Origin of the sequence: Bradyrhizobium sp. BRP19, from assembly GCF_020194195.1 — a bacterium.
GTDB lineage: Bacteria > Pseudomonadota > Alphaproteobacteria > Rhizobiales > Xanthobacteraceae > Bradyrhizobium > Bradyrhizobium yuanmingense.
The window spans coordinates 195,678-212,788 of the sequence record NZ_JADYVZ010000005.1; the positions used below are offsets into that span (position 1 = coordinate 195,678).

Annotated in this window: 16 protein-coding genes; 7 read left to right on the forward strand and 9 right to left on the reverse strand. The window is 65.1% G+C overall.

Features of this window, described 5'->3' with window-relative positions:
* Positions 1–134 precede the first annotated feature (134 nt).
* From I6F36_RS18440 to I6F36_RS18455, 4 genes are all read right to left on the reverse strand, one after another.
* Positions 135–1,427, reverse strand: coding sequence for an ATP-binding protein (locus I6F36_RS18440; protein WP_036020408.1), 1,293 nt, complete (start codon positions 1,425–1,427; stop codon positions 135–137).
* Positions 1,428–1,473: 46 nt separating this feature from the next.
* A complete protein-coding gene (locus I6F36_RS18445) occupies positions 1,474–2,529 on the reverse strand; it encodes a lysylphosphatidylglycerol synthase domain-containing protein (RefSeq protein WP_036001683.1) in 1,056 nt (351 codons plus the stop codon).
* A 448-nt stretch (positions 2,530–2,977) separates the two neighbouring features.
* Entirely contained in the window at positions 2,978–3,280 is a 303-nt protein-coding gene (locus I6F36_RS18450; protein ID WP_036001688.1) for a hypothetical protein, read from the reverse strand.
* Between the two features lie 2 nt (positions 3,281–3,282).
* On the reverse strand, positions 3,283–4,677 hold the full coding sequence (locus I6F36_RS18455; protein WP_036020406.1) for an OmpA family protein: 1,395 nt from the start codon (positions 4,675–4,677) through the stop codon (positions 3,283–3,285).
* Between the two features lie 164 nt (positions 4,678–4,841).
* Between I6F36_RS18455 and I6F36_RS18460 the strand changes: the two genes are divergently transcribed.
* Positions 4,842–5,900, forward strand: a complete 1,059-nt coding sequence (locus tag I6F36_RS18460; RefSeq protein ID WP_036020404.1) for a polysaccharide deacetylase family protein — start codon at positions 4,842–4,844, stop codon at positions 5,898–5,900.
* 91 nt (positions 5,901–5,991) lie between these two features.
* On the forward strand, positions 5,992–6,801 hold the full coding sequence (locus I6F36_RS18465) for an SDR family oxidoreductase (protein ID WP_225113441.1): 810 nt from the start codon (positions 5,992–5,994) through the stop codon (positions 6,799–6,801).
* A gap of 72 nt (positions 6,802–6,873) precedes the next feature.
* Here the strand turns inward: I6F36_RS18465 and boxB are convergent, their stop codons facing one another.
* From boxB to I6F36_RS18485, 4 genes are all read right to left on the reverse strand, one after another.
* Positions 6,874–8,325 carry a benzoyl-CoA 2,3-epoxidase subunit BoxB gene (gene boxB, locus I6F36_RS18470; RefSeq protein ID WP_212256045.1) on the reverse strand — a complete coding sequence of 484 codons (1,452 nt, stop codon included), beginning with the start codon at positions 8,323–8,325 and terminating at the stop codon, positions 6,874–6,876.
* Positions 8,326–8,426: 101 nt separating this feature from the next.
* On the reverse strand, positions 8,427–10,115 hold the full coding sequence (gene boxC / locus I6F36_RS18475) for a 2,3-epoxybenzoyl-CoA dihydrolase (RefSeq protein ID WP_225141138.1): 1,689 nt from the start codon (positions 10,113–10,115) through the stop codon (positions 8,427–8,429).
* A 124-nt stretch (positions 10,116–10,239) separates the two neighbouring features.
* On the reverse strand, positions 10,240–11,052 hold the full coding sequence (locus I6F36_RS18480) for an alpha/beta fold hydrolase (RefSeq protein ID WP_225141140.1): 813 nt from the start codon (positions 11,050–11,052) through the stop codon (positions 10,240–10,242).
* A 126-nt stretch (positions 11,053–11,178) separates the two neighbouring features.
* Entirely contained in the window at positions 11,179–12,720 is a 1,542-nt protein-coding gene (locus I6F36_RS18485; RefSeq protein WP_225171912.1) for a benzoate-CoA ligase family protein, read from the reverse strand.
* Positions 12,721–12,841: 121 nt separating this feature from the next.
* Here I6F36_RS18485 and I6F36_RS18490 point away from each other — a divergent pair, with 121 nt between their 5' ends.
* The 4 genes from I6F36_RS18490 to I6F36_RS18505 all read left to right on the forward strand — a co-directional run bounded on the left by I6F36_RS18490 (position 12,842) and on the right by I6F36_RS18505 (position 15,677).
* Entirely contained in the window at positions 12,842–13,750 is a 909-nt protein-coding gene (locus I6F36_RS18490) for a helix-turn-helix transcriptional regulator (RefSeq protein ID WP_225134355.1), read from the forward strand.
* Between the two features lie 2 nt (positions 13,751–13,752).
* A complete protein-coding gene (locus I6F36_RS18495; RefSeq protein ID WP_057028463.1) occupies positions 13,753–14,148 on the forward strand; it encodes a group II truncated hemoglobin in 396 nt (131 codons plus the stop codon).
* Between the two features lie 243 nt (positions 14,149–14,391).
* Positions 14,392–15,123, forward strand: a complete 732-nt coding sequence (locus I6F36_RS18500) for a helix-turn-helix domain-containing protein (protein WP_225113437.1) — start codon at positions 14,392–14,394, stop codon at positions 15,121–15,123.
* A gap of 119 nt (positions 15,124–15,242) precedes the next feature.
* Complete coding sequence (locus tag I6F36_RS18505) at positions 15,243–15,677, forward strand: VOC family protein (protein WP_109142172.1); 435 nt, start codon at positions 15,243–15,245, stop codon at positions 15,675–15,677.
* Positions 15,678–15,724: 47 nt separating this feature from the next.
* On the opposite strand, the gene I6F36_RS18510 is transcribed toward I6F36_RS18505, so the two are convergent.
* Positions 15,725–16,057: a PRC-barrel domain-containing protein gene (locus I6F36_RS18510; RefSeq protein ID WP_036001758.1), complete on the reverse strand. Its 333-nt coding sequence runs from the start codon at positions 16,055–16,057 to the stop codon at positions 15,725–15,727.
* Between the two features lie 653 nt (positions 16,058–16,710).
* Between I6F36_RS18510 and I6F36_RS18515 the strand changes: the two genes are divergently transcribed.
* Complete coding sequence (locus I6F36_RS18515) at positions 16,711–17,076, forward strand: hypothetical protein (protein ID WP_338121059.1); 366 nt, start codon at positions 16,711–16,713, stop codon at positions 17,074–17,076.
* Positions 17,077–17,111 lie beyond the last annotated feature (35 nt).

The window sequence follows — 17,111 nt, forward strand, 5'->3', positions numbered from 1 at the left end:
GGGGAGCGAAGCGCCATCCGCGCCCGATCGCGCTCCCCGCGCCGCCGCTTTAGGGGCGGTCGGCTGTGCTTTTACGAAGGTTTCGTGACAGTTGGATGACGACACCAAGCAATTGAAATTGCTTGCGTTTCCAATCAAACCGGAGTCTTGATCTGGGGAAAACAGGCGGTGAAGGTGGCGCCCTGCCTGGGCACGCTTTCGATCAAAAGGCGGCCGCGATGACGGTTAAGGATATGTTTCACCAACGATAACCCGAGCCCGGTGCCGCCTTGCGAGCGGCTGTCGCCGACGTCGACCCGATAGAAGCGCTCGGTCAGCCGCGGCAGGTGCTCCGGCGCGATGCCCGGGCCGAAATCGCGGACCATGACCCGGATTTCCTGAGTTCCGTCAGCGGCGGCGCTCGAGGTCAGCGACACGATGACGCGCCCGCCGGAGGCGCCGTATTTGAGCGCGTTCTCGATCAGGTTCTCGAACAGGCGGAGCAGCTCCTCGCGGTCCCCCGCGATCATCACCGGCGGCTCCGGCAGGTGGATGTCCACCTCGACCTGACGCTCGCGCGCCAGCGGCTCGAGCCCGTCGGCGACCTGACGGATGATCGGGACGAGATCGACCAGGGTGTCGGGCCGGACATGGGCCGACAGCTCGACCCGCGACAGCGACAAGAGATCGTCGATCAGGCGCGCCATGCGCGTGGCCTGGTTGTGCATGATGCCGAGAAAGCGCTCGCGCGCCTTGGGATCGTCCTTGGCCTGGCCCTGGAGCGTATCGATGAAGCCCGACAGCGCCGCCAGCGGCGTGCGCAGCTCGTGGCTGGCATTGGCGACGAAGTCGGCGCGCATCTCCTCGACCCGGCGCAGCGGCGTCTGGTCGTGGAAGGTCATCAGCATGCATTTGTCGGCGCCGCCGAAGCTGGTCGGCACCGGTACCGGCGTGATGATCAGCTCCATCCAGCGATCAACCGGAACATGATCGAGATAGGTCGCGCGCCGCGGCTCGGTGGTCGCGATGGCCTCGCGCAGCGCGGTGATGATCTCCGGCGAGCGCAGCGCGAACTGGGCGAGCTCGTTCTTGCGCAGCGCCGGCGCGAGCTGGGCGGCGGCGGCGTTGAGGTGGATGACGCGGCCGGCCCGGTCGAGCAGCACCGCCGGATCCGGCATGCCGGCGACCACCGCGGCCACCGCCGCGCTCTCGACCGGGTTGATGCGTCTGACGTCGTCGCGGGAGGTGGCGGGATCGTGCAGCCGCCACGGGATCAAGGCAGCCGCCGCGATGCAGAGGAACACGATTGCAGCGTGCAGCGCCGACAATTCGCCGAGCGAGACCACGACGGACAGCGCCAGCGCCGCGGCGATCAGGATGATGGTCGAGTGCCGCAGCCGATCGGACCAGGGCTGGGCGGAGGGAGAAGAGGGGGCGTCGATCGCCATCGGGGCGGACTTCTCCTGGGGACTGTCCTTAAGGACCTGACACCGGTCAGGCGCCGCTGTCGCTGCGCTCTCTCACATAGGCGGCTTCAGGCGCCGGGCCGGGGTCCAGCTTGAGCGCCGCCTGTTGCAAGCGCTTCGATCGGGCGCCGATTATAACCTCTCGAAACGTCAGCAAGATTACAGATAAGACGAACGGAGACAGATAATAGAGGACGCGGAACAGGAGCATGCCGCCCAGCAGCTCCTCGCGGTCCATCTGCCAGAGCCCGACCAGCATGGCGGCATCGAACACCCCCAAGCCTCCGGGTGAATGGCTGGCGAAGCCGAGCAGGGTCGCCGAGACGAAGATCACCGCGACCATCACGAAGCCGAGATTGGGCTCGTCGGGGACCAGCACATACATCGCCAGCGCGCAGAAACCGAGATCGACGATGCCGATCGCGATCTGGAGCAGCGTCAGCGGGCCGCCCGGCAGCACCACCGTCCAAGGGCCGCGGCCGACCACCCGCGGCTGGCTCCAGACCCAGATCACGTAACCGATCAGCGCCACGATGATCATCAGCGCCAGTGTCCGGTTCAGCCAGACCGGCAGCTGGTCGATCGAGGCTGCCGCCTCCGGATGGTAGGCGATGCCGAGGCCGAGCACCGCGGCATTGCCCAGCCAGAAGGTCAGGCCGGCGAGAAAGCAGATTTTTGCGACGTCGATCGCGTTGAGCCCATAGGCCGAATAGATGCGGTAGCGCACCGCCCCGCCGGTGAAGACGGAGGCGCCGACATTGTGGCCGATCGAATAGCTGGTGAAGGCCGCGAGCGCGTTGATGCGATAGGGCACATGGGCATGGCCGATCGCGCGCGTGGCGAAGAGGTCGTAGAAGGTCAGCGTGAAATAGCCCGCAGTGACGAATAGCGCCGCCATCGCAATCTGGCTCGGCTCAGTGCTCTTGATCGCTTCGAGGACCTCGTTGAAATCAATGCCGCGCAGCATGTGGTAGAGCACGTAGCAAGCGATGCCGATGACCGCGATGCTGATCACGACTCCAAGCTTATGCAGGACTTGCTTCTGGCGCAGAAACGTCGTCGCCCTGCGTATGGCTTCCAGCATCTAGACCTCGAACAACGCTTCAGCGGCCAGGGTGGCCGGCGGACAGGCGGACGCGCAGGCATTCAACGAACCCTCGCCGCCGGCGCCGGAATCGCGCATGCCCCCTGCCCCTCCACTAGCGCGTTTTCGGCCGAAGTGGAATTCGCCAATTCGAACAAAAACACGTGCCTTCAGTATTTTAGGCAGGGTTGCAGCTCCCAGTGCAGGGTTTGGCGCTTTCGTCGGCAAGGCTTGGCGCGAATCTCCAGGCGATCCTGCGCAGGGGCCATGAAGTTTTGATGATTTCGGCCGCACAATGTTCCGTCACGCCTTAAGCCAACGTCAATCTATGGAGCCGGCCTGCCTGTTGAAAGAGGGGTGACTGGAGCGGCCAGGTCCCGGTTTTCCAATGCGCCGAAAGGCCGCGGCGGAGCACACCCCGTCCCGCGCGTGAGGGTGCATAGCAACATCACACAGCGGCTGGCGGCGCGGTACGCGAGACCACCCGATCGCGCAGCCACGCTCCGATCGTGCCGCCGACGAGATAGCAGGCGAACATGATCAGGCCGAGGTCGAGCCAGTAGCCGAAGCGACCGGGGACCACATGGGTGAGAGAGGCCGCGACCAGGGCGGCGGCAAGCACTGCGAGCCACCGCGCAATCACCTTCGAGGTGCCGTTGCCGCGCTGGACCACCGAGATCCAGCCCATGCAGAAGCCCAGCAGCAGCGAGCCGATCAGCCAGCCCAGATGGAACGAGACGAGATAAGGCATCGTCACCTCACCAGAAATTCGATGCGGCGGTTCTGCGCCTTGCCCTCATCGGTGTCGTTGCCGGCGACGGGCTGCGTGCTGCCATGGCCGACCGCGGTGAAGCGGCTGGCAGGAAGGCCCGCCTTGACCAGATAGTCGATCACCGCCTGCGCGCGCTTTTCCGAAAGGGCCTGGTTGAAGGCATCCTCGCCATCGGCGTCGGTATGTCCGACGACCTCGATATTGGTGGTGGGGCAGCGCAGCGCAGTCTCGATGAGGCGATCGAGAATGCCGGCCGAGTCAGGATCGATGTCCGCGCGCCTGTTCGCGAAGCGGATCTTGCCCTTGGTCAGAAGCTCCGAGAACAATTGCTGGCACACGGTGCCGTCGACCGGGCCTGCGGCGGGCTTCACCGTGATCTCCGGCTTGTACTGCCAGTTCTTCGGGAAGTCCTTGCCGAGGCCTGCGCGCATCTCGTTGGCGGCGCCCTCGTAGAGCGCATCGCCCGAGAGCTTCACCTCGCGGTCGGAGACGACCAGCGTGCCGGTCGACAGCCGCGACAGCGCGCCGAGCGCGGCGATAACAGCCGTGCTGAAGGAGCCGGGGGCGCCGATACTGGCCTTGAGATTGTCGACGACCTTTTCGGTGAAGAACTTTCGCGAGGCGCTGGTGCCGATCGCGGCGTGGACGTTGTTGTCCGGAACATAGCCGGTCAGCGTCACCGTCGCAGCCACCGGATCCTTGTAGGCCTGGAAGATGTAGGGCGGCGCCTTGATCTCGTTGGCCGCAATCGAAAAACCCTCGGGCAGGTTCTTCAGCGCAGCCGCGATCGCCTCACGGCCGCCGAGCTCGCGCGCCATGCCCGACAGATTGACCTTGGTGTCGGTGATCGTGATCTTGCCGTCCTTCAGCTTGCCGATCTGATCCAGCAGCAGCATCGCGGCGGCTTCGAACCGAGGCGGCGCCCCGCGCGCCAGCCCCATCTGGTCGGCGACCTCGACGCCGCCGACTTCCTTGCGGGCCGCCTCGGTCAGCCGGGCCCTCATCGATGGCAGCGGCGCGGAGCCCGACAGCGTCACCCGCACCACGTCGCGCTCGGCATTCCACACGAAGGGCTTGGCCTCGGGAACGAGGCGGGTCCGGTCGTCGACCAGCCGCACGCCGGGCACGGTTTCGACCGCCATCACTGCGTCGCGGCGCCCCTCCTCGGAGAAGGCGTCCGCGGCCAGGCTGACGTCGCGGCCGTCGACCGCGATCCGGGTCTTGTCCAGAACGGTGTCCTTGAGCGCAGCCGAGCTGCGGGCCGACAGATCAGCCTCGACCGGTAAGGTATTATTCCAGGCCGCAAATCCCCACATGACGGCAAGGGGGATCAACCCCGGCCACCATTTGCTGGCCCACGAGAAAAGCTTCTGCATTCGACGACCCGACCTCTGGAAACGGAGACAAAACAAACCCTTGGCAGGCTGTCAAACCGGAAATGGCCCTGGTCCCAAGGCCCGGGTGGGACAATCGGAATAACTTTTTCTTCAAGGGTTCTTCCGTAAGTTGAGGCCGGAATGCCAAAGTCCCCCACCCGGTCATGAAACAACTGCGTAACAACGTCATCCGCGCCGGGCTGGGAGCACTCTATCTCAGCGGGGCGCACCACCTGTTGCGCCCGCTTTTGTCGGGCGTCGGCGCCATTTTCATGCTGCACCACGTGCGGCCGGCGCGCGAGGCTGCGTTCCAGCCGAACCGGCATCTCGAGGTCACCCCCGACTTCCTGCGCGCCACGCTGTGCCATTTGCGCTCGCGCGACATCGACATCGTCAGCATGGACGAGCTGCATGAGCGGCTGGTGCAGGGCCGGTTCGACCGTCGCTTCGCCGCCTTCACCCTCGACGACGGTTACCGCGACAATCTGGATTACGCGCTGCCGGTGCTGCGCGAATTTGACGCGCCGCTGGCAGTCTATGTCACGAGCGATTTTGCCGACGGCACCGGGCGATTGTGGTGGACGGCGCTGGAGGCCGTGATCGCCAAGGCCGAGCAGATCGACATTCAGATCGGCAATTCCGCCCTGCGGCTCGATGCGACCAGTGTCGCGGCGAAGCAGGCGGCATTCGACCGCCTGCACGACTGGCTGCGCGCGCTGCCGGGCGAGCACGATCTTGCGCGCGAGATCGGGGCGCTGTGCAGGACTCACGGCGTCGACATGGAAGCGCAGTGCCGCGGCCTCTGCCTGTCCTGGGCCGAGCTCAAGTCCTTTGCCGCCGATCCGCTGGTCACGATCGGCGCGCACAGCATCAGCCATTGCAATCTCGCCAAGCAGACGGAAGACATCGCCGCGCAGGAGATGGCCGCAAGCCGCGCGCGGATCGAGCAGGTGCTGGAGCGCCCCGTGCTGCACCTCGCCTATCCCTATGGCGACCGCGACGCCGCGGGCGCGCGCGAATTCGCCCTTGCCGCATCCGCCGGTTTCAAGACCGCGGTGACGACGCGGCCCGGCATGCTGTTCGCGGAGAACGCCGGCCACATGACCGCGCTGCCCCGCGTCTCGCTCAATGGCAATTATCAGGACGCGCGGATCCTGCCGGTGCTGACCTCGGGTGCCGCGACCGCGATGTGGAACGGCTTCCGCCGCATCGCGGCGGCGTAGGCCTCAATCTGCACTGGTCGAGGACAAGCGTGCCTTCCTTGACACCCCTCCCCGCTCCGCCCACAACCGGCGGCAACCAAGGGAGGGACGCATGTTCAACGATCTGTTCTCGCTCAAAGGCCGCATCGCGCTGGTAACCGGCGGCTCGCGCGGCATCGGAAAGATGATCGCGGCGGGATTTCTCAGCGCCGGCGCGGCAAAGGTCTACATCACCGCGCGCAAGGCCGGACCGTGCGAGGCCACCGCGAAGGAGCTCAGCGCGCAATATGACGGGGAATGCATCGCGCTGCCGATCGACATCTCGACCGTTGCCGGCGCCGAGCTGCTGGCCAGCGAGTTCGGGAAACGCGAGTCCCGGCTCGACATCCTCGTCAACAATGCGGGCGCGGCCTGGGGCGCGGAGTTCGACGAATTTCCGGAGAACGGCTGGGACAAGGTGATGAACCTCAACGTCAAGGCGCCGTTCTTCCTGACCAAGGCGTTGGCGCCGACGCTGCGCACGTCAGCGAGCGCGGAACGGCCGGCGAAGGTGATCAACATCGCCTCGATCGACGGCATCTTCGTCAATCCCGGCGAGACCTATTCCTATGCCGCGAGCAAGGCCGGGCTGATTCATCTGACGCGGCGCATGGCGGTGAAGCTGATCCCGGACCACATCGTGGTCACCGCAATCGCGCCGGGCCCGTTCAAGTCAGACATGAACCGCGCCGCGCGCGACCACGCCGACGAGGTCGCAACGCGCGTCCCCGTGGGCCGCATCGGCACCGACGAGGACATGGCGGGCGCTGCGATCTACCTCGCCTCCCGCGCCGGCGATTACGTGGTGGGAGCGACCATCGCGGTGGATGGCGGCATCGTCTATGCGAACCCCGGGATCAAGGGCAGCGGGTGGGACAGCTGAATGCGCGAGTAGTGAGGTAGCGAATGGCGAATAGCATCTGTCGCACTATTCGCCACTCGCCATTCGACTATCTTACGACTCGATCTTCACGTACTCGAAATCGCCGGGCTTGTTGTCGATGCCGACCTTGGGCGGCGAGATCCAGGAGGCGAACTGGCCGATCTCGGTGACGGGCTGCATCAGAGAGGTGATGAAGTCGCCGTCGCTGGCCGACGGCAGCCATTCGTCCTTGCGCTTGGCCCAGGTGGCATCGTCGATCAAAATGCCGTCGGGCGTCGCGTGCACGTCCTTGAACTCGCCGATGTGGCGGTGGAAGGCGACATTGGGCAGCGTCAGCTTGAAGTCGTAGCCGGCGGTCGAGATCACCTTGTTCCAGCGCAGCATGCCCTTGACGCAATCCTGGCTGTAATCGTCGCGCAGGCGCATGTTGAGCGCGGTCAACGCCGGCTCGTCGACCAGCTTGACCTCGCCGTTGATCAACTTGAGCACCGGATAGGTCGAATTCTTGAGCTGGTGATCGTCGTCGATCTGGGTCTCGTGATAGCGGCCCTTGATGCCGGCGTTGAAGGCGTTGGCCGCGTTGGTCGAGACTTCCGAGCCGAACAGGTCGAGCGAGAGCGTGTAGTGCAGGTTCAGCTTCTTCTGGATGGTCGGAAGATCGATCACGCCGAGCGCGCGGACTTTCGCGATGTCGGTGGGGTCGGTGATGCCGGCCGCCTTCATCGCATCGCAGGTGCGCTGCACGACGCGGGTGATGCCGGTCTCGCCGACGAACATGTGGTGCGCTTCCTCCGTCAGCATGAAGCGGCAGGTGCGCGACAAGGGATCGAAGCCGGACTGCGCCAGTGAGTGCAGCTGCATCTTGCCGTCGCGGTCGGTGAAATAGGTGAACATGAAGAAGGACAGCCAGTCCGGCGTCGCTTCGTTGAACGCGCCCAGCATGCGCGGCGCGTCGGCATCGCCGGAGCGACGGCGCAGCAAATCATCGGCTTCTTCACGTCCGTCGCGCCCGAAATATTTCTGGAGCAGGTAGACCATCGCCCAGAGGTGACGGCCTTCCTCGACGTTGACCTGGAACAGATTGCGCATGTCGTACAGCGAGGGCGCGGTCTTGCCGAGATGGCGCTGCTGCTCGACCGAGGCCGGCTCGGTGTCGCCCTGGATCACGATCAGGCGGCGCAGCATGGCGCGGTGCTCGCCCGGCACTTCCTGCCAGGCCGGCTCGCCATAATGCTCGCCGAACGGCACGACGCGGTTCTCTTCCTGCGGCGCAAGCAGGATGCCCCAGCGATATTCGGGCATGCGGACGTAGTCGAACTTGGCCCAGCCGCGCGGATCGACGGAGTAGGCGGTGCGCAAATAGACCAGCGATTCCTGGAACCCTTCCGGCCCCATGTCGCTCCACCAGTCCATGTAGCCGGGGTGCCAGCCTTCCAGCGCTTTGAGCACTTGGCGGTCTTCGGCGAGATTGACGTTGTTCGGAATCTTGGTCGAGTAGTCGACGTTCATGATGTTCATGTTCATGTGGACCTCCCGTGGGGGACTTACTCGTTTGAAGGGCGCGAAGGGCGAATGGCGAGTAGCGAATGGAATTCCCCTATTCGCTATTCGCCACTCCCTATTCGCTAGACTCGCGTCATATCGAATTTCGGTTTCTGGCCGCTGCCGTAGCGGCGCAGCGCGCCTTCCTCGCCGACGGCGTTCGGGCGCTGGAATATCCAGTTCTGCCACGCCGTAAGGCGCGCAAAGATCTTCGATTCCATCGTCTCGGGGCCGACGAAGCGCAGGCTCGCTTCCATGCCGGTGAGGCTGTCGGGCGAGAAGCTGGCGCGCTCCTCGAGGAAGACGCGGACCTCGTCGTCCCAGTCGATGTCGTCGAGCGCGAAGGTGACGAGGCCGAGCTCTTCGGCCTGCTCGGCGTCGAGGCTGGTGCCGAGCGTTGCTTCCGCGCGCTCCAGGTCGGACGGATCGGCCTGGAAGCGCGACTGCAGCCGCGTCAGGCCGTGGCTCATCGGATACGGGCCGAAGTTCATGGCAGACAACTCGATCGACGGCGGCGGGCGGTTATCGCCCTGGCGCGTGCCGATCAGCATGTAGGAGCGGTCGGCGGCGAAGACGAGCTCGGCGAGCGTGCCGGCAAAGCAGGAGCCGGGCTCGACCAGCGTCACCAGCGTGCGCGAGGTGACGTCGACGCGCTTGAGCACGCGCTTCCAGTAATGCCTGATCTCGTTGACCAGCCAGTGCGCCTTGTTGGCTTCGAGGAAAGCATCGCTGGCGAGCACATGGGCGCGATCGCCATGGCTCTTGAACACCAGCATCGCGATCTCGAGCTCGTTGATGCGCAAGTGGAGAATGGCGTCGTCGAGCTCGCGCGCCACTTGCAGCGGCCAGAACGCGGCGCCTTGCGCCATCATGCCGTCGATGTCGGCGGGCGGCGCGGTCTCCGGCGCCTTGATCGAGATGGTGGCGATGCGGGCGGTGCGATCGATGTCGACGGTGACGAAGCCGTAGCGGATGCTGTTTTCGTCGATCAGGCGCCTGAGCGGCGTCAGCGCGATGCCCTTGCCGCTGCCCTTGCGCGTCGAGGCCGCCGCAAACTCCTTGGCGCGCTCGGCGATCTTGGCCTCGAGCTTGGAGTTCGGTGCGATCTCGTCGACGAGGCGCCATTGCACGGCGCGCTTGCCCTTCACGCCTTCCTCGATGGTGCAGAAGACATCGGCGTGATCGCGCCGCACCTTGCGCTTGTCGACCACCCGCGTGAGACCGCCGGTGCCCGGCAGCACCGCGAGCAGCGGCACTTCGGGCAGCGCGACGGCGGACGAACCGTCGTCGGCGAGGATGATGTGATCGGTCGCGAGCGCCAGCTCATAGCCGCCGCCGGCAGCGGAGCCGTTCACGACCGTGATGAAGCGCTGGCCGGAATTCTCCGACGAATCCTCCATGCCGTTGCGGGTCTCGTTGGTGAACTTGCAGAAGTTCACCTTGTGGGCATGGGTCGAGCCCGCGAGCATGCGGATGTTGGCGCCGGCGCAGAACACGCGGTTCTTGGCCGAGCGCAGCACCACGACCTTCACTTGCGGATGCTCGAAGCGCAGGCGCTGGATCGCATCGGCCAGCTCGATGTCGACGCCGAGATCGTAGGAATTGAGCTTGAGCTGGTAGCCCTCGAACAGTCCGCCGTTCTCGTCGACATCCATGGTCAAGGTCGCGACGTCGCCATCGACCGCGAGCTTCCAATGCTTGTAGCGGGACGGTTCGGTCTGGAAATCGATGAATGTCGCGCCGCCTGCGAGGCGCCGATCTTCCCCGGCCATGAGCCACCCTTAAGCTTGGTTATGCATTTGGAGCGTTAGATGCACAATAGTGCATCTTGTTAGGTTAGTCTAGCCCGAATCGCGGATTCACATGCACTTTGCTTCATCTCGGCGGGCATGGGCTTCATGCAGCCTGAAGCCCTGGATCGTCCCGCAAGGCGGCCTTTGCGAACTGCACGATGGCATCGAGGGTCGGCCCCGCGGCCTCGCGATGCGGGGAATGCGCCGCCCCAGCCATGATCTTCAGGTCGACCGGGCAGTAACATTCCTCCTGCGCGATCTCGGCCTGGCGCAGCGTGCCGTATTGATCATCTGTGCCCTGCACGATCATGACGGGCACGCGGATGTATGCGAGGTATTCGGAGATATCCCAATCGCGGAACTTTGGATCGAGCCAGGCGCCGTTCCAGCCGTGGAAGGCGTTGTCGACGTCCTTGTGCCAGCGCGCCAGCTTTGTCTTGAGGTCCGTGGTCTCGAACGTCGTCTTGATCGCGGCGATGGATTTGATCGAGATGTCCTCGACGATGAAATGTGGCGCGATCAGCACGAGGCCGCTCAGGCGATGATCCTGATGCGCCCCGGCATAGATGGTGGCGATCGAGGCACCGTCGGAATGGCCGAGCAGGAGGCCGCGCTTGAAGCCGATCATGTCGAGCAGCTTCGGCAGCACGTCCAGCGCCTCGCGATGCATGTAGTCGAGCGGCCGCGGCAGTGCGACCGGGCTGGACTGGCCGTAGCCTGCGCGCGAATAGGCGAAGATGCCCGCGCCCGTGGCCTGCTGCAGCTTCTCAGGGAAATCACCCCAGAGGCCGACGGAGCCGAGGCCTTCATGCAGCATGACGATCGTGGGCGCGTCGGGGACTAGCGGCGCGAGCCATCTGTATTCGAGGCTGGCGCCGTCGATGTTGAGGAAGCCGGTGGGGGTGAGATTGGTCATTTCTGCGCTCTTCTCTCTCGATCGTCATGCCCGGGCTTGACCGGGCATCCACGTCTTATGGCAATCGCGGTGGCACGTGGATGGCCGGGTCAAGCCCGGCCATGACGAACCATCGTGCCTAGTCGCCTAATGCGCGCCTTCCCGCAGCTTGAACCTTTGGATCTTTCCGGTCGCGGTCTTCGGCAGCGAGTCCACCACATCGATCCAGCGCGGATATTTCCAGGGGCCGATCTTCTGCTTGACGTGCTCCTTGAGCATCTCCTGCAAATCCGTCGTCTTGGCGCCGGGGCGCAGCACGACGAAGGCTTTCGGCTTTAGGAGTCCTTCTGGATCGGCCTCGGGCACGACGGCAGCTTCCAGCACGGCCGGATGCGTGATCAGCGCGCTTTCGACCTCGAACGGCGAGACCCAGATGCCGGAGACCTTGAACATGTCGTCGGCGCGGCCGCAGAAGGTATAGCGGCCCTCGGCGTCACGAATGTATTTGTCGCCGGTGCGGGTCCACGGCCCCTCGAAGGTGCGGCGGCTCTTGTGGCGCTGGTTCCAGTAGCCCTCGCCGGCCGAGGGCGCATCGACCAGGAGCTCGCCGACCTCGCCGTCGGCGACGTCCTGCCCGGCCTCGTTGACGAGCCGCACCGCATAGCCGGGCACCGGCTTGCCGGACGAGCCGTATTTGATGTCGCCGGGCGCGTTCGACAGAAAAATGTGCAACAGCTCGGTCGAGCCGACGCCGTCGAGAATGTCGACACCGAACCGTGCCTTCCAGCTGTGGCCGACGGATTCCGGCAGCGCCTCGCCGGCGGAGGTGCAGATGCGCAAAGCCTTGCCGCCGCGCTCGCTCTTCATGGTCTCGTCGTTGAGCATCGCGGCGAACAAGGTCGGCACGCCATAGAAGATCGAGGGATTGTAGCGATTCATCAGGTCGAACATGCGCGCCGGCGTCGGCCGCTCGCTGTTGAGGATCACGCTGGCGCCGACCGACATCGGGAAGGTCAGCGCATTGCCGAGGCCATAGGCGAAAAACAATTTCGCCGCGGAGAGACACACATCGCTCTCACGGATGCCGAGCACCTGCTTGGCATAGGTGTCGGCAGTGGCCTGCAAATTGGAATGCAAATGGCGCACGCCCTTCGGCATGCCCGTCGAGCCCGACGAGTACAGCCAGAACGCCGGCTCGTCCGGATGCGTCACGGCGGTGGTGAACTGATCGTTCTCGCCAGCGAGCTCTTCGGCAAGCTGCTTGTGGCCGTTCTGCTTGGCGCCGGAGACCACGACATGCTCGAGATCCGGCATGCGGCCGACAACGTCCTTGATGACGGGATAGAGCGGTTCGGACACGAACAGCACGCGCGCGCGGCAGTCGGCGAGGATGTAGGCGTATTGGTCCGCGGTCAGCAGCGTGTTGAGCGGCACCGGCACGATGCCGGCGCGGATCGCGCCCAGGAACACGATCGGGAAATCGATTGTATCCAGCATGATCATCGCCACGCGCTCCTCGCGGCGGACGCCGAGCCGGCGCAGCATGTTGGCCGCGCGCCGGGTCTGTTGCTGGAGCTCGCCATAGGTGAGCCGCGAGACGGTGTCGTCGAAGGCGAGCTTGCTGCCCCTGCCTTCGTCGACGTTACGGTCGAGCAGCCAGGTCACCGCGTTATAGGATCCCTCGCTCACGGACATCTCCCCGGAATTTAGAATTATAATTCATAGAAAGACACCACGGCGGCTTGCTGTCAATGCCAGCAGGCACTATGTTTCATTAAAACGCGCCGCAGGACCCCTGTAAAGAAGACTCATGACCGAAAGTCCCGACGCCGAATCCCGCTTCCTCGAACAACTCGGCCAGCGTGTGCGCACCATGCGCGCGCTGCGCGGCATGTCGCGCAAAGTGCTCGCCAAGGTGTCGGGGATCTCGGAGCGCTACATCGCGCAGCTCGAGAGCGGCAAGGGCAATGTCTCGATCGTGCTGCTGCGCCGCGTCTCCGACGCGATGGGCGCCCATCTCGAAGATTTGCTGCCCAGCGCCGATCCGACGCCGGACTGGCAGATGTTTCGCGACCTCCTGCGCAAGGCGACGCCCGCGCAGATTGCTCAGGCCAAGGATCTGCTCTCCGGCGGCAGCGCAAGCGCGCCCCGACGCGCGCCGTTCTGCGGGATCGCGCTGATCGGCCTTCGCGGCGCGGGCAAGTCCACACTTGGGCGGATGCTGGCGAAGAAGATCGGCTGGAGTTTCGTCGAACTCAACAAGGAGGTCGAGCAGCAGAACGGGCTCTCGGTCGCCGAGATCATCGCGCTGTACGGCCAGGAAGGCTTTCGACGCATGGAGCAGGCGGCACTGCAACAGCTGCTCGCGCGCAACGAGCTGATGGTGCTGGCAACCGGCGGCGGCATCGTCTCCGAGCCCCTGACCTTCGATCAGGTCCTCTCCTCGTTCTACACGATCTGGCTGAAGGCCGAGCCCGAGGAGCACATGGCGCGCGTGCGTCGCCAGGGCGATCTACGCCCGATGGCTGATGATCGCTCGGCGATGACGGAGCTGCGCAACATCCTGCTCAGCCGCGAGCCGTTGTATTCGCGCGCGACCGCGGTGGTGGATACCGCCGGCCTCTCCGTCGATGCCGCCGCCGCACGCCTGATCGATGCGGTGCGGCCGGTGCTGCAGAACGAAGCCCGCAGCTTCGGCCTGCGCAGCGTGGCGCTGTAGCGATGACGTCCACCGACGTCGCCACCTCCATGTTCGAGCGGATCGGCGGCAGCGCCACGATCGACGCCCTCGTCGACCGCTTCTACGACCGCATGGACACGCTGCCGGAGGCGAAGATCATCCGCGCCATGCATGCGGACGACCTTGGCCTGATCAGGGACGTGCTGAAGCGCTATCTCACCGAATGGACCGGTGGCCCGCGGCTCTATACACCCGAGAAAGGTCATCCGCGGCTGCGCCAGCGCCATTTCGGCTTCGCCATTGGGGACGCCGAGCGCGACGCCTGGATGCTCTGCATGCGCGGCGCGCTGGAGGAGACGATCACCGACGCCGCCGCGCGCCAGGATCTCGACAAGGCGATAGCGGGCCTGGCCGACTGGATGCGCAACCGGCCGTGACGGGGCGGCAGCGCTTCGGCGCAATTCGACGGCCACGCACCGGGTCATTTGAGTTCCGCTGCGATCGCCTGCTAAGCTCCAGGCATGACCGACATGCTCTGCGACACCATACGCATGGAGCGCGAAGTGACGGAGCGTTAGCGCGTGATGGACGCACCTCCCGATGTCATCCGTCGACCGCCCTCGCCGCGTCTTGCGCGGCTGATCTCCAGCATTTCCTTCTACCGCGAGCGCGGGATCGGCTTGGCCGCCTTCCGCCACGCCGCGCCGCTTGCACTGCCTCTGCTGGTGAATTTGGGAACGCCCTTCCGCATTGCGCTCGGACACCGACCGGACACCGCCGATGCGCGGCCGAGTTTCGCAGCGGGTCTGTTTCCTGGGCCGGTCGTGATCGAATCCGACGGGCGCGCCGAATGCGTTCAGGTCGATTTCACGCCGCTCGGGGCGTATCGCTTCTTCGGAGGCGCCGTGCCCGATCTGACCGCGCGGATCGTCGGGCTCGACGACATTCTGGGACGGCACGGCAGGGAGCTCCGCGCCAGGGTGGCCGAGGCGGCCGGCTGGCAGCGACGATTCGAGATCGTCGAAGACTTCGTGCTTCGCCGCGCCGTACACGAGCCCTCGCCTGAGGTCGCCTTCGCGCTGGAGACGCTGTGGCGAGGCGCGGGCGCGGTCAGGATCGCCGACATTGCCTCCGACATCGGCTGGAGCCGCAAGCATCTCACACGCCGCTTCCACCGCGAGATCGGCGCTCCGCCAAAGACGCTGGCCCAGATGCTGCGCTTTCATCGCGCTTGCGTCCTGGCCCGGACGGATGGCGCAGGCGGCTGGGCGGCCATTGCCGCGGACGCCGGCTATGCCGACCAGGCACATCTTGCTCGCGATTTCCGGATGTTCAGCGGAGAGACGCCGACCGGATGGGCCGCGCGGCTCGATGTCGTCGATTCACGCCTGATGCGGGACGGCGGGGGCTAGCGCCAAAACAGCGGCAAGACGGCGCGAGGCACGGTCAGGTCCCATTTGTTCAAGCCGGCCGCCATGATCCGAACTAGGGTCGGCTTCGCAACAAGCTTGCACCGAACCTGGAGAGTGTCATGAACCAGCCGAACGGCTACGAAGCGCCGCGCCTCTACCACACCATGCGCTGCAAGGATGCCGAGGCGATGATCGCCTGGCTGAAGGACGTTCTCGGCTTCACCGAACGGGTGGTGTACCGCAAGGAGGGCACGGTCGTTCACGCCGAGCTGGCGTTCGGATCGTCGATCCTCATGCTGGGCGCGCATCGCGACGACGCCTACGGCAAATTGGTTGGCGACATCGGCGGCCGGCGGACGGATGCCGTCTATCTGGCTGTCGATGATCCCGACGCGCTCTATGCGAAGGTGAAATCCGCTGGTGCAGAGATCGAGATGGAGCCCTACACGACCGATTATGGCAGCCGCGATTTCGCCGCACGCGATCCGGAGGGCGGGCTCTGGAGCTTCGGGACCTATTGGCCCAAGGTCGGCGAGCCGCCGCTCGCGGGATAGCGGGCGCTCGCGTCAAATACTGCTCCGCGGCCGAACCGTCTTGCTCGCTAGACCGACCAGTAATGCGGATGCGGGTAGGGCCGCGAGCGGTCGCCCCAGTCGAACGCGTCGCCATCGAACTCGCACGGGCCGCTGCTGAGTTCGTCCAGCGTCTGCTCGGTCTGGAACGCCTGCCGTGCTGGATCGTATTTCAGCGCGCTCCACTGCAGCGGATAATGGTGACGCGTACCGAGCAGCCCGCCGGTCTTGATCACGGCATAGGCAACCGTTCCGCTCATCTTGTCGAGCATCAACCGCTCGATCGTGCCGAGCTTCGTGCCGTCGCGTCCGTAGACGGCGACGTGCTCCACGCGATCACTGGGAACCATGGTGTGGTTCATGGTGTCCTCCCTGTTCTCGTCTGTTCACGATATTATAGCACCGGTTTCGCGGCGGCGGGAGCAGCTACAACTGCTGTAAGCGGCCCGCCCCGGCCACCAGAGCGTCACTTCAGCCGAATCGTGTCGACGCGACGGCACTGGACGCAATGATAAACGTGCTCCGCAGGCAGCGTGACTATTCCAGGTAGTGTCGCCAGGAACTTCATTGGCCGCCTGCATTTTGAGCAGATGAGGATCGGCGGATCGTCTTGGCGATCGGAACTCATACAATAACCGGGGCTGAGGCGCCCGCACGTTACTGCCGCGCTGCGGGCGCTTCATCCCGGGAGAACTACCGGCCTTGATCGGAATCCGATCGGCCCCGCTCGGCGCGCTGCTTCACGCCCGCGTGAGGCGACTTCTTCCGGACTGTTGCGACGACATCGCGCCGCCCCCGGACGAAGCCATTTTCCTCACCCGGCGAAAAACGCCGGAAAGGCAGGCGGTCTAGAATTGTCTGCATTGATCAACAACGGAGTTCGGTCATGTGGGGTCAACTTTTCAGCCTGATCTATCGCCTGTCCTGCCGGACCACCCTGATCGAGATCGGCACGCACCGCCTCGCGCGTTAGGTCCATGAAGCCCAAGGGAATTGGGTAAGATCGATTGACCAGATGACGGGGATTGCCATGCGCAAGCTGATCCTGATCGCCGCGATGTCGCTGCTCGCAAGCCAGGCCCATGCCGGAGGCTCGCGGAGCCTTAGTCTGGCGGCCAGCAATGCAAGCCAGCAGGCGGAACAGCCGGCCACTGCGACGCCAGTTCCAGCGCAGACGCCTCAAGCCCCGCCAACAACGAATGGGCCGACGGCGACCGCACCGGCTGCGTCGACGGCGCCTGCATCGGCAATTCCGGCCGCCACAACGTCGGCCCGGTCCGCAACGGCGTCGAGGGCCGAAACTGCCAAGCCGAAGCGCCGGCAGCCGTCCACCGAGGCGCGCGTGATCCGCGAGCTGCATCGGCACGGAATTTATTGGTGAGAGCTCACGTTATCTCTTCCGTCATTGCGAGCGCA

What these genes read in the sequence shown, in the direction of transcription:
- I6F36_RS18455 (WP_036020406.1), bottom strand. Translation starts at nt 4,677, where the DNA reads ATGCAGAAGCTTTTCTCGTGGGCCAGCAAATGGTGGCCGGGGTTGATC.
- boxB (WP_212256045.1), bottom strand. Translation starts at nt 8,325, where the DNA reads ATGAACATGAACATCATGAACGTCGACTACTCGACCAAGATTCCGAAC.
- I6F36_RS18440 (WP_036020408.1), bottom strand. Translation starts at nt 1,427, where the DNA reads ATGGCGATCGACGCCCCCTCTTCTCCCTCCGCCCAGCCCTGGTCCGAT.
- I6F36_RS18495 (WP_057028463.1), top strand. Translation starts at nt 13,753, where the DNA reads ATGACGTCCACCGACGTCGCCACCTCCATGTTCGAGCGGATCGGCGGC.
- I6F36_RS18450 (WP_036001688.1), bottom strand. Translation starts at nt 3,280, where the DNA reads ATGCCTTATCTCGTCTCGTTCCATCTGGGCTGGCTGATCGGCTCGCTG.
- I6F36_RS18460 (WP_036020404.1), top strand. Translation starts at nt 4,842, where the DNA reads ATGAAACAACTGCGTAACAACGTCATCCGCGCCGGGCTGGGAGCACTC.
- boxC (WP_225141138.1), bottom strand. Translation starts at nt 10,115, where the DNA reads ATGGCCGGGGAAGATCGGCGCCTCGCAGGCGGCGCGACATTCATCGAT.
- I6F36_RS18490 (WP_225134355.1), top strand. Translation starts at nt 12,842, where the DNA reads ATGACCGAAAGTCCCGACGCCGAATCCCGCTTCCTCGAACAACTCGGC.
- I6F36_RS18515 (WP_338121059.1), top strand. Translation starts at nt 16,711, where the DNA reads ATGACGGGGATTGCCATGCGCAAGCTGATCCTGATCGCCGCGATGTCG.
- I6F36_RS18445 (WP_036001683.1), bottom strand. Translation starts at nt 2,529, where the DNA reads ATGCTGGAAGCCATACGCAGGGCGACGACGTTTCTGCGCCAGAAGCAA.
- I6F36_RS18505 (WP_109142172.1), top strand. Translation starts at nt 15,243, where the DNA reads ATGAACCAGCCGAACGGCTACGAAGCGCCGCGCCTCTACCACACCATG.
- I6F36_RS18510 (WP_036001758.1), bottom strand. Translation starts at nt 16,057, where the DNA reads ATGAACCACACCATGGTTCCCAGTGATCGCGTGGAGCACGTCGCCGTC.
- I6F36_RS18465 (WP_225113441.1), top strand. Translation starts at nt 5,992, where the DNA reads ATGTTCAACGATCTGTTCTCGCTCAAAGGCCGCATCGCGCTGGTAACC.
- I6F36_RS18480 (WP_225141140.1), bottom strand. Translation starts at nt 11,052, where the DNA reads ATGACCAATCTCACCCCCACCGGCTTCCTCAACATCGACGGCGCCAGC.